Genomic DNA, 10,809 nt, shown 5'->3' with positions numbered 1-10,809 from the left:
CTTCGATCCCGGGAAACTGCGTCCGGGTGTAGGTTGACCCAAACCATAGAATCTCGTCCGCCTTCGGCTCCCTTCGGATTCCCTCGGGCGCATCAAGGTTGCGCGCCGTCACGCCGACAGCGCCGACGAGCTGCGGAAGTCTTGGATCGCGGCGCAGTCAGGCCTCTGTTTACTGACGAGTGCTGCGGGGCCCGCCGAATTGCCGCCGCCCGGGCGGCGCCAATCGGCATACGCGTCTGGTGTCGTTTGGGGGTGTGGTCGCTTGCGCGCAGATGGGGAGCGGTTTGCTAGTGGTCCCGCGCCCAATTGGGGAGGGTGGAGCGACGGGTGGCGCGCGGCAGATAGCTGTTTGCGTAGCTCCATCTGCGCGCGCGCCACCCGTCTAATAGGGAGACTGTCATGGGCTTCGGCTATGCGTTCGTAGGATGGGTGGAGCGCGGCAAACCCGGCATCAGGACGGAGACGTCCATCGCGCGCAACCCATCTGATGGCCTGCGACGATGATGGGTTGCGTGCGACACAGGTCCGCGTACTTGGGTCTACCCGAACGCACTCCACCCATCCTACGGAACACGAACAACATCCTTGTGGGGCCAGCAAGGACCACCTCGCAAGAAATGCCAAACCGGAAAAACCGGACAGAAGAACGCCCACCCCACCCCGACCCACACGCGAAGCGAACCCCCACACGACGCAAGACAATGCGTAAGCTCCCCAAGGCCGCCCGCGCGGCCGGCCGGGAGCGGGCCCCGCAAGATCCTCCACCACCCCCCATCGGTGATGAGAACCTTAAGAACGGCACCCTCCCCAGCGACGGTAAAGATTCAACCACCGAAGCCCGGCGTGGCGGTGGCCTGGGGTGCGCGGGGAGTCGATAAGCCCGAGGGAATCTGAAGGAACTGCCGTAGGCGGTGACGAAGATGACGACGGGGGGGGCCGCCGAGGCAAGTCCGGAGCGAAGGCTCCGGACCGCAATCGTTGACCCGCGCACCCCAGGCCACCGCCACACCGGGCGTCAAAAGAACCCTCCCCCCAACAATCAATACCAACCCAACCAAAAACGTTTAAGAACCCCCAGCAATATCCCCATATTTCCAAAAATCGATAACCCCCGTATCCACCACCACCTCAAGACATAACTTCATACCGACTAAGTATTTTTCCCCGTCCATCCGCGATGACAGAATCCCTTAATCACTCCGTCTCCTGGACACATCCTCATGTCATCGCTGCTTCGCCTGTTAGCCGCTTCAACCCTTGCCATCGCCTTCGCCGCGCCTGCACACGCTGAAGACAAGAACACCGTCACCGTCGGCATCTCCGTCGGCACGGCGGAGAAGATCTTTGATGTGGTCCAGAAGGTTGCCGCCCGTGACGGCTTGACCATCAAGCTCGTCAAATTCAACGACTACCAGCTCCCCAACGCTGCCCTCAACGCCGGCGACCTCGACGCCAATGCGTTTCAGCACAAGCCGTTCCTGGATAACCAGATCAAGGCGCGTGGCTTCGATATCGTTCCGGTCGGGCTGACCGTCACCGCGCCGTTAGGTTTCTATTCCCGCAAGATCAAATCGTTGAACGACTTGCCTGAAGGCGCGTCGGTCGGCATTCAGAACGATCCTTCCAACGGCAACCGCGCCCTGCGCTTGCTGGCGGCCTACAAGATCATCACCTTGAAGCCAGAGGCCGAGCAAAAGAACACCGCGACGCCGCTCGATGTGGTGTCGAATCCGCGCAAGATCAAGCTGGTGGCGCTGGATGCCGCGCAGTTGCCGCGTTCGCTGGATGACTTGACGGCGGCGTCGATCAATAACGATTACGCCGAGCAGGCCGGTCTGGTGCCGGCGCGTGATGCGATCGGGCGCGAGGCCGCTGATGGGCCTTACGCCAACCTCATCGCCGTGCGGACCAAAGACCGCGACCAACCCTGGGTGAAGAAGCTGGTGGCGGCCTACCAGTCGCCCGAAGTGCGCGCCTACATCGAGAAGGAATTCAAGGGTTCCCTCATCCCCGCTTTCTAACGCGCGATCTCCGGCGAATCATCATGAGCATCATCACGTTGGCGGGCAGCCCGTCACAGCGTTCCCGTTCTTCCGCGTTGCTGCGCCACGCCGCTCACCTGCTGCGTTCGCGCGGATTGGGCGTCGTCGAATTGGGCTTGCGCGACATCCCGGCCGAAGAGCTGATCGAAGGGCACTATTCGGGCGCCGCGGCCGGCGCGTTGCGGGCGCGCGTAGGAACCGCCGACGCGGTGCTGATTTCGACGCCGGTCTACAAGGCGTCGTTCTCCGGCGGCCTGAAGGCCGTGCTGGACCTTCTGGATGAAAAGGCGCTGGCGGGCAAGGTCGTGCTGCCGATCGCCACGGGCGGCAGCCCTGCCCATCTGCTTGCGCTGGAGTACGGCTTGAAGCCGGTGCTGTCCGCCTTGGGCGCGCGGCACATCCTGGCCGGCGTCTACGCCACCGACAAGCAGGTGCGGGTAGAAGACGACGGCAGTATCCATATCGACGATGACGTCCGCGAGCGGCTGGAAGACTCGGTCGACCGGCTGGCCGAGCAGGTGCTGCCGCGCGGCGTCGTTGCCCATGAAGCCTATGACCTGGGCCGGCTCGCGCTTGCGGGCGGCTTCAGCGTCTGACCGGAGATTTGCAATGGATGTCTTCTGGTTCATCCCCACGCATGGCGATTCACGCTACCTGGGCACCAGCCAAGGCGCGCGCGCCGCAAGCTATGACTATTTCCGCCAGGTGGCCGTGGCCGCGGACACGCTGGGTTACGACGGCGTGCTGCTGCCTACCGGCCGGTCCTGCGAAGACGCCTGGGTGGTGGCCTCCAGCCTGATCGGCGCCACCCGCAAGCTGAAGTTCCTGGTGGCGATCCGGCCTGGCGTCAGCTCGCCGCAGTTCTCGGCGCGCATGGCCGCCACGTTCGACCGCTTGTCCGAAGGCCGCTTGCTGGTCAACGTGGTGACGGGCGGCGACCCTGGTGAACTGGAAGGCGACGGCGTCTTCGTCAGCCACGACGAACGCTACGCGATCACCGCCGACTACTTGAAGATCTGGCGCGGCATCCTGGAAAACAGCCACGAGGCCGAAGGCTACAGCTTTCAGGGCGAGCAACTGGTGTCCAAAGGCGGGAAGGTCATCTACCCGCCCGTGCAGAAACCGTATCCGCCGTTGTATTTCGGCGGCTCGTCCGAGGCCGCCCATGAGTTGGCCGCCGAACAGCTGGACGTGTACCTGACGTGGGGCGAACCGCCTGAAGCGGTGGCCCGGAAAATCGCGGACGTGCGCGAGCGCGCCGCCAAGCATGGCAGGACGGTGCGTTTCGGTATCCGCCTGCACGTCATCGTGCGTGAAACGGAGGACGCCGCCTGGGCCGCGGCGGACGAACTGATCAGCCACTTGAGCGAAGACTCGGTGCGCGCCGCGCAAGCTGCATTCTCGAAGATGGATTCCGAAGGCCAGCGCCGCATGGCCGCCTTGCATGGCGGCAAGCTCAGCGACGACCAGGGCGGCCGTTCGCATCTGGAGATATCCCCCAACTTGTGGGCCGGCGTGGGACTCGTGCGTGGCGGGGCGGGCACGGCGCTGGTCGGCGATCCGCAGACGGTCGCCGCGCGCATCCAGGAATACGCGGACCTGGGCATCGACACGTTCATCTTCTCCGGCTATCCGCATCTGGAAGAGTCTTACCGCTTTGCCGAACTGGTGTTTCCGCTGCTGCCCGGCAAGGGCCAGCGTCAGGTCGGCAACACGGTGCTGACGGGGCCGTTCGGTGAAGTCATGGCGACTGAACTGGTGCCCAAGGAATCGGCAAGCTGATGGCCGCCGCCAGCCCCTCCCATCGCCACCGCCCGGTGCGCAAGGCGCTTGTGCCCTGGGTGGCGGCTGCGGGGTTGCTGGCGCTTTGGCAACTGGCGTCGCTGGCCGGATGGCCGCTTGCGCGTGACCTGCCGGCGCCGTCCGCGGTGCTGTCAGCCGCGGTCTCGGCCGCCGGCTCGGGCGAACTGTGGGCGCCGCTGCGGGTCGGCCTGTGGGGCGCGGCCGCGGCAGCATTGCTGGGGGCCGTGCTGGGCGGCTGGCAGGGCGTGCGTGCCGGGGATCGGAAGCTTATCGAAATGGGCCGTTCGGTCGGCCTGGCTGGCTGGCCGCTGTGGCGCGACGTGATCCTGCCCGGCGCCCTGCCCGCGGTGCTGTCCGGCGCGCGCCTGGCGCTGGCGCTGTTCTGGGTGTTGCGGGTGACGGTCGATATCGCCACCACGGGATCTAGAAGCGGCCACGCGGCGTTCGTTCCCATCCTGCTCTACGCGCTGCTGGCCCTTGCCACGGATGCGCTCGTCCGCGTGTTGGCGCGCCACGCATTGCGCTGGGATGCCGCCTTCGTGCCGGATCGCGCTGGCGCTTACTAGGAACTCAATCATGGCCAAGATTCAATCCCTTCAAGACGCGCGGGACGCCAGGCATCCGGACCCCGCCGGCGCCGCGCCGTCGCGGGCGGCGGACTCCGCAAGCGCGGTGGACGCCTTGGCGGCGCAACTGGCCGCCACCGCAGTCGAACGCGACCGTCAGGGCGGGCACGCGGCCGCCGAGCGCGAACTGATCCGTGCAAGCGGCCTCTTGCGCCTGTCGGTGCCCACCGCCTACGGCGGCGCGGGCGCCAGCTGGTCCACCGTGCTGCATGCGGTGCGACGCTTGGCGCAGGCCGACAGCGCCCTGGCGCACGTCTTCGGCTTCCATCATCTGCAGATCGCCGGCGTGCTGCTCTACGGCACGGCCGAGCAACACGCCTATTTCCTGGAGCCGACGGTCGAGCGCAATCTGTTCTGGGGCAATGCGCTGAATCCGCTGGACCGTCGCGTGATCGCGCGCGCCGAACTCGACGGCTATCGCGTGGACGGCGTGAAGGGCTTCAGCTCGGGTTCGGTCGGCTCGGATCTGCTGACGATTTCGGCGTGGCACAAGGCGTCGGATACCGCGCTGATCGCGGCCTTGCCGACGCGGGCCGACGGCATCACCGTCAATCCGGACTGGGACGCATTCGGCCAGCGACAGACCGACAGCGGCACGGTGCGGTTCGACCACGTCCGGCTGGAATCGATCCACGTGCTGCAGGCGCCCGGCACGACGCCGACCCCGCGCGCCACGCTGCGCTCGCAGATCGCCCAGCTGATCATGACGAATCTGTATCTGGGCATCGCGCAGGGCGCCTACCAGGAAGCCCGGCGCTATGTGCGCGACGACGCGCGGCCGTGGTTTTCGTCGGGCGTGCAGCGCCATGCCGATGACCCCTATGTGCAGGAGCGCTTCGGCGAATTTTGGCTGCGGGTGCGGGCGGCAGAGGCGTTGACCGATCAGGCAGGCCTGGCGCTGGATGGCGCGCTAGCCCGCGGGCCTTCCGTGACGGCGGACGAGCGCGGGCAGGTGGCCGTGGCCGGCGCCCAGGCAAAAGTGCTGGCCCATCGTGCCGCGCTGGAGGTCGGTTCCGACCTGTTCGACGTGACGGGCGCCAGCTCTACCGCCGCGCGCCACGGCTATGACCGCTTCTGGCGCAATGCCCGCGTGCACACGTTGCATGACCCCGTGGCCTACAAGGTCCGCGACCTGGGACGCTTTGCGTTGCTGGACCAGATTCCCGAACCCACCGCGTATTCCTGATGCGCCCGACCCTGACCGGAACTTCGCGATGAGCCAGATTTCCCCCCTTCCCGCCGTACCGCAGCCGGTGATCCGCCTGGATGCCGTCAGCAAGGCGTTTGCCACGCGTGCGGGCCGGTTCGATGCCGTGCGCGACGTGTCGCTGTCGATCCGCGCCGGCGACACCTTCGGCATCATCGGCAAGAGCGGCGCGGGCAAGTCCACGCTGCTGCGCCTGATCAACCTGCTGGAACGCCCGGATGCGGGCGCGGTGCATGTGGCGGGCACCGAACTGACTGCGCTGTCCAAGCGCGAACTGCGCGGCGCGCGCCAGCACATCGGCATGATCTTCCAGCAGTTCAACCTGCTGCAGAACGAGACCGTGTTTGAAAACGTCGCCTTCCCGTTGCGGGTGCATGGCGGGCGCACCCGTGAACAGATCGCCGCGCGCGTGCGGGACTGCCTGGATATCGTCGGCCTGACCGACAAGACCGCCAGCTACCCAGCGCAGTTGTCGGGCGGGCAGAAGCAGCGCGTGGCGATCGCGCGCGCCCTGGCCAGCGAGCCCGCCGTGCTGCTGTGCGACGAACCCACCTCGGCGCTCGACCCCGAAACCACGCGGTCGGTGCTGGCCGTGCTGCGCGACATCAACAAGCGCCTGGGCGTGACCATCGTGATCGTCACGCACGAACTGGCCGTGGTGCGCGCCCTGTGCCGCCATGTGGCCGTGATGGAGAACGGGCAGGTGCTGGAGCAGGCCGAGATCTCTGGCGCCAACGTGCACCTGTCTTCCGCGCTGGGACGCGAACTCATCCGCGAAGCCACCCACCCCTACGAAGAGGTCGCATGATGCTGGATACCTTTGTGCAGTTGCTGCCCGAGCTGGGCGTGGCGGTCGGCCAGACCTTCCTGATGCTGGCGATCGCGCTGGCGGCGTCGATCCTCCTGGGGGGGCCCCTCGGGGTGCTGGTGTTCCTGACCGGGCCGGGCCAGTCGCTGGACCGCCCCGTGGTGCATCGGCTGCTGAGCTGGACGGTGAATACCGTGCGCTCGTTCCCGTTCATCATCCTGCTGGTGGCGCTGGTGCCCTTCACGCGCGTGATCGCGGGCACCTCCATCGGGCCCGTGGCGGCGGCGGTGCCGCTGTCTTTCGCGGCGATCCCGTACTTTGCGCGGCTGGTGGAACAGTGCCTGCGCGACGTGCCGCGCGGCGTGATCGAGGCGGCGCATGCCGCCGGCGCGTCCGAGCTGCAGATCGTGCGCCGCGTGCTGCTGGTGGAAGCGCGTTCGGGCCTGGTGCTGGCGCTGACGGTGCTGGCGGTGAGCTTTCTTTCGTACTCGGCGGTGGCCGGCGTGGTGGGCGGCGGCGGCATCGGCGACCTGGCCATCCGCTATGGCTACTACCGCTTCCAGACCGACGTGATGGTGCTGACGGTGGCGCTGCTCGTCGTGCTGGTGCAGATCATCCAGGTTGCCGGCAATACCGTCGCGCGCCGCATCGACAAGCGTTGAATCCAATGAGGACTCCCATGGTATTTTCCCGCTCTACCCTGATCGCGGCGCTGGCCGCGCTGACCGTCGCCGGCGCCGCGCACGCGGCGGACCCGGCCAAGAAGGAAATCGTGTTCGGCGCCACAGCCGGCCCCTATAGCGACCAGATCAAGCTGGGCATCAAGCCCATCCTGGAGAAGCAGGGCTACACGGTCAAGATCGTGGAGTTCAACGACTACATCCAGCCGAACTTCGCGCTGGCGCAAGGCGCGCTGGACGCAAACGCGTTCCAGCACGTGGTCTACCTGAAGAATTTCGCCGCCAAGAACAAGCTGGAATTGTCCGAACTGGTGAAGGTTCCTACCGCACCGATCGCCATCTACAGCAAGAAGTACAAGAGCGTGGACGCCGCGCCCGATGGCGTCAGCGTGGCCGTGCCCAACGACCCGACGAACCAGGCGCGCGCGCTGGTGGTGTTGGAGGAACTGGGCTGGGTGAAGCTGCGCGAAGGCTATGACCCCTTGCAGGTGTCCGAGAAGGACGTGGCCGTGAATGTGAAGAAGATCAAGCTGATTCCGCTTGAAGCCGCGCAACTGCCGCGCTCGCTGGACGATACCGACTACTCGTTCGTGAATGGCAACTTTGCGTTGGCGTCGGGGCTGAAGCTGACCTCGGCGCTGGCGCTTGAGAAGACCACGCCTACCTACCAGAACCTGGTGGCCGTGCGCACGGCCGACCTGGACAAGCCCTATGTGAAGGATATTGCTGCGGCCTATGCGTCGCGGGAGTTCCTGGCGGTCACCGAGAAGTCGTTCGCCGGTTTTGTGAAGACCGATTATCAGCAGAAGCTGGAAGCGGCCCGCTAGGGCTGCCCGGCGGGAGCGCGCGGCCATGTTTGTCCATCCGAACGAGTTCGAGCTGCTGCAGCACCTGGAGGTGCCGGGGCGCGCCCGGCATGACGAGGCGCCGGATTCGGGGCAGGACGGCTGGCGGGCGCTGCGCGTCACCGTGCGCAAGCTGGCCAAGCGCCATGGCGCGCGCAGCGTGCTCAATGGACTGGACCTCGACATCGCCGCAGGCGAATTCGTGGCGGTCACGGGGCGCGTGGGCACGGGCAAGAGCACTTTGCTGCGGATCCTGGCCGGCCTGGAACGGCCCACCGGCGAACAAGGCGGCCCGCCCGCGCGTTCGCCGGTGCTGTTCGACAACTTTCCGCAATGGGCCAGCGACGACCGCGTGCGCTTGTTGTTCGCCGACGCCCGGCTGCTGCCGTGGAAGCGCGTATGGCAGAACGTGGCGCTGGGCCTGCCGGGCGACGCGCGGGCCCGGGCCGGCGAGGCGCTGCGGCAAGCGGGCCTGGCCGGTCGCGGTGGCGACTGGCCGGCGCAATTGACCGAAGCCCAGCGTCAGCGCGTGGCCCTGGCGCGCGCGCTGGCGCGGCGGCCGGGCTTGCTGCTGCTGGATGAACCGTTGGGCGGCCTGGACGCGCTGACGCGCATCGAGGCCCAGGCGGCCATCGAACAGGCCTGGCGGCGCGACGGCTTCACGGCCGTGCTGGCCACGCGGGATGTCTACGAGGCCGTGGCGCTGGCCGATCGCATCCTCGTCATCGATGACGGCGCGGTGGTGTTCGACGAACGGGTGGAACTGGCGCGCCCGCGCGCACGAGGTTCACCGGCGTTTGCCGCCTTGGCGGCGCGCGTGTTGCGCGCCGTGTTGAAAGAACCCGAACCGCCGGACGCGGACCGGCCCTTGGCGCCGGTGATCCAGATCCGGCACTTACGGCTGGCGGTATAGCACCGTGCAGCCTGGCATTCACGCAATGGCGCCATGACGGCGCCGCCCTTTCCCTTTCAGGAGCAAGACATGAGCATTCAATCCATCAACGCCCGCAACCAGTTCCGCGGCAAGATCAAGGAAATCATCCTGGGTCCGGTGGTGTCCGAGGTGGACGTCGATACGCCCGCGGGCATCGTGACGTCGGTGATCACGACGCGTTCGGTCAAGGAACTGGACTTGCAGGTGGGCACTGAAGTCCTGGCCTTCGTCAAGGCGACCGAGGTGTCCGTCGCCAAACTGTGAATGCAACGACGGCGCCGGCGCTTTCCTTGCGCCGGCGTTAGGCATATATTGTCAGCGCGTTATCCGGCGGTTTCCTCCTGGCTTGTAGCTTTATGCGTTGCTTCACGGAGAACGGTTCATGCGTCGACTGCAAGGGTGGTTCATCGGCTGGTTATGCCTGGGGCTGGCCGTCTGCCTGCCCGCCGTGGCGCAGGCCAAGCTGGACAATGGGCAGTTGGATCAGCTGATGGCGCCCGTGGCGCTGTACCCGGATTCGCTGCTGTCACAAATCCTAATGGGGGCCACATACCCCGACGACATTGCCGCTGCGGCCAAATGGTCGGCGGCGCATACGTCCGAGTCGGGCGATGCGGCGGTCAAGGCGGTTGAAGGCGAAAGCTGGGACCCCAGCGTCAAATCCCTGGTGGCGTTTCCGTCTGTCATGGACATGATGGGGCGTCAACCCGATTGGGTGAAATCCGTGGGCGACGCCTTCCTGGCGCAGCCGGACGGGGTGATGGATTCGGTTCAGCGGCTGCGCACGCAAGCGCAAAAGGCCGGCAACCTGAAGAGCACGCCGCAGCAGACGGTGAAGTCCACGACCACCGACACCAACAAGACGGTGGTGGTGATTGAGCCGACCGACCCGCAAGTGGTCTATGTGCCCAGCTACAACCCGACGGTGGTGTACGGGGCTTGGTCCTATCCGTCGTATCCGCCTTATTACTATCCCCCGCCTCCGGGCTCGGTATTTGCGACCGCGCTCGTATCCGGCATCGGTTTTGGCCTGGGGGTGGCCGCCGTGAATTCGATGTGGGGTGGCTTCAACTGGGGACACAACGACGTTGATATCGACGTGAACCGGTACAACAACATCAACGTCAATAACCGGATCGACAACGCCAGAAACAACAACGTGTCGTGGCAGCACAACCCGGCCAATCGCGGCAACACGCCCTATGCGGATGCGGGCAACCGCCAGCGTTTCGACAGCCAACGCCAGGCGGGTTTGCAGAACCGTCAGGCAGGGCAGGGTCAGAGGCAAGGGCAGGGGCTGGGGCAGAGCCAGGGCGGCCGTGCCGCCGGCGCCGCGCCCGCCGCGAATTCCCGGGAAGCCGCACGTGACCGCGCCGCGCAATCTTTCGAGGGGCGCACGGGGCAATCGATTGCCGGTCATGAAGAACGGGGCGCCGGGCGCGGCCAGGGCGCAGCGGGCCGGGGTGCTGAGGGCGCAGCCGGGCGAGGCGGGCAGGGTGCGGCGGGCCGGGGTGGTGACGCTGCGGCGAGCCGTGGACAAGGCGCCAACGCAGGCGCCGGGCAGGGCTCCCGCGACCGGGCGCAAAGCGGCGCCGCGCAAACGCCGCGTTCTTCAAGCGTTTCCACGCAGGACCGCCAGGCAGCGGCCCAACGCCAGCGCGCGGACGAATCCGCCGCCCGCGATCGTGCCCGCGCCTCCAACAGCAGCAGCGCGCTGCACGACGCCGGCAACGGCGACCGGATGCGCCAGCAGAGTCAACGCAGCGAGATGAATCGGGGCGGCGGCGGTGGCGGACATCGGGCTGGCGGCGGCGGCGGACGTGCGGGTGGCGGCGGCGGTCATTTCGGCGGCCGGAGGTAAGCA

General features: G+C 66.8%; 11 protein-coding genes. All 11 read left to right on the top strand.

Annotated features, from left to right (window positions below):
- The first annotated feature begins 1,220 nt into the window (after positions 1-1,220).
- A complete protein-coding gene (locus CEY09_RS29145; protein WP_088591272.1) occupies positions 1,221-2,021 on the top strand; it encodes a MetQ/NlpA family ABC transporter substrate-binding protein in 801 nt (266 codons plus the stop codon).
- A gap of 23 nt (positions 2,022-2,044) precedes the next feature.
- Positions 2,045-2,638: an NADPH-dependent FMN reductase gene (gene ssuE, locus CEY09_RS29140; protein ID WP_006227335.1), complete on the top strand. Its 594-nt coding sequence runs from the start codon at positions 2,045-2,047 to the stop codon at positions 2,636-2,638.
- A gap of 13 nt (positions 2,639-2,651) precedes the next feature.
- A complete protein-coding gene (gene ssuD / locus CEY09_RS29135; protein ID WP_088591271.1) occupies positions 2,652-3,824 on the top strand; it encodes an FMNH2-dependent alkanesulfonate monooxygenase in 1,173 nt (390 codons plus the stop codon).
- On the top strand, positions 3,824-4,411 hold the full coding sequence (locus CEY09_RS29130) for an ABC transporter permease (protein WP_088591270.1): 588 nt from the start codon (positions 3,824-3,826) through the stop codon (positions 4,409-4,411). The genes ssuD and CEY09_RS29130 overlap by 1 nt, the downstream gene beginning before the upstream one ends.
- 10 nt (positions 4,412-4,421) lie before the next feature.
- Positions 4,422-5,657: an acyl-CoA dehydrogenase family protein gene (locus CEY09_RS29125; RefSeq protein WP_088591269.1), complete on the top strand. Its 1,236-nt coding sequence runs from the start codon at positions 4,422-4,424 to the stop codon at positions 5,655-5,657.
- Positions 5,658-5,685: 28 nt separating this feature from the next.
- Entirely contained in the window at positions 5,686-6,486 is an 801-nt protein-coding gene (locus tag CEY09_RS29120) for a methionine ABC transporter ATP-binding protein (RefSeq protein ID WP_088591268.1), read from the top strand.
- Positions 6,486-7,148: a methionine ABC transporter permease gene (locus tag CEY09_RS29115; RefSeq protein ID WP_088591273.1), complete on the top strand. Its 663-nt coding sequence runs from the start codon at positions 6,486-6,488 to the stop codon at positions 7,146-7,148. The genes CEY09_RS29120 and CEY09_RS29115 overlap by 1 nt, the downstream gene beginning before the upstream one ends.
- Positions 7,149-7,165: 17 nt before the next feature.
- Positions 7,166-7,993, top strand: coding sequence for a MetQ/NlpA family ABC transporter substrate-binding protein (locus CEY09_RS29110; protein ID WP_088591267.1), 828 nt, complete (start codon positions 7,166-7,168; stop codon positions 7,991-7,993).
- 25 nt (positions 7,994-8,018) lie between these two features.
- Positions 8,019-8,924: an ATP-binding cassette domain-containing protein gene (locus CEY09_RS29105; RefSeq protein WP_088591266.1), complete on the top strand. Its 906-nt coding sequence runs from the start codon at positions 8,019-8,021 to the stop codon at positions 8,922-8,924.
- A 69-nt stretch (positions 8,925-8,993) separates the two neighbouring features.
- Complete coding sequence (locus CEY09_RS29100) at positions 8,994-9,209, top strand: TOBE domain-containing protein (RefSeq protein ID WP_006227327.1); 216 nt, start codon at positions 8,994-8,996, stop codon at positions 9,207-9,209.
- A gap of 118 nt (positions 9,210-9,327) precedes the next feature.
- Positions 9,328-10,806, top strand: coding sequence for a DUF3300 domain-containing protein (locus tag CEY09_RS29095; RefSeq protein WP_088591265.1), 1,479 nt, complete (start codon positions 9,328-9,330; stop codon positions 10,804-10,806).
- Positions 10,807-10,809: the final 3 nt, after the last annotated feature.

The organism is Achromobacter marplatensis, from assembly GCF_002209535.1.
Taxonomy (GTDB): domain Bacteria; phylum Pseudomonadota; class Gammaproteobacteria; order Burkholderiales; family Burkholderiaceae_B; genus Achromobacter; species Achromobacter marplatensis.
Note: the sequence above shows the minus strand (reverse complement) of the source record. Positions and strands in the feature narration are given on the sequence as shown.

Excerpts from the sequence above, each read along its gene's own strand:
- CEY09_RS29110 (WP_088591267.1), top strand. The coding sequence starts at position 7,166 with ATGGTATTTTCCCGCTCTACCCTGATCGCGGCGCTGGCCGCGCTGACC.
- CEY09_RS29105 (WP_088591266.1), top strand. The coding sequence starts at position 8,019 with ATGTTTGTCCATCCGAACGAGTTCGAGCTGCTGCAGCACCTGGAGGTG.
- CEY09_RS29115 (WP_088591273.1), top strand. The coding sequence starts at position 6,486 with ATGCTGGATACCTTTGTGCAGTTGCTGCCCGAGCTGGGCGTGGCGGTC.
- CEY09_RS29100 (WP_006227327.1), top strand. The coding sequence starts at position 8,994 with ATGAGCATTCAATCCATCAACGCCCGCAACCAGTTCCGCGGCAAGATC.
- ssuE (WP_006227335.1), top strand. The coding sequence starts at position 2,045 with ATGAGCATCATCACGTTGGCGGGCAGCCCGTCACAGCGTTCCCGTTCT.
- CEY09_RS29130 (WP_088591270.1), top strand. The coding sequence starts at position 3,824 with ATGGCCGCCGCCAGCCCCTCCCATCGCCACCGCCCGGTGCGCAAGGCG.
- CEY09_RS29125 (WP_088591269.1), top strand. The coding sequence starts at position 4,422 with ATGGCCAAGATTCAATCCCTTCAAGACGCGCGGGACGCCAGGCATCCG.
- ssuD (WP_088591271.1), top strand. The coding sequence starts at position 2,652 with ATGGATGTCTTCTGGTTCATCCCCACGCATGGCGATTCACGCTACCTG.
- CEY09_RS29095 (WP_088591265.1), top strand. The coding sequence starts at position 9,328 with ATGCGTCGACTGCAAGGGTGGTTCATCGGCTGGTTATGCCTGGGGCTG.
- CEY09_RS29120 (WP_088591268.1), top strand. The coding sequence starts at position 5,686 with ATGAGCCAGATTTCCCCCCTTCCCGCCGTACCGCAGCCGGTGATCCGC.
- CEY09_RS29145 (WP_088591272.1), top strand. The coding sequence starts at position 1,221 with ATGTCATCGCTGCTTCGCCTGTTAGCCGCTTCAACCCTTGCCATCGCC.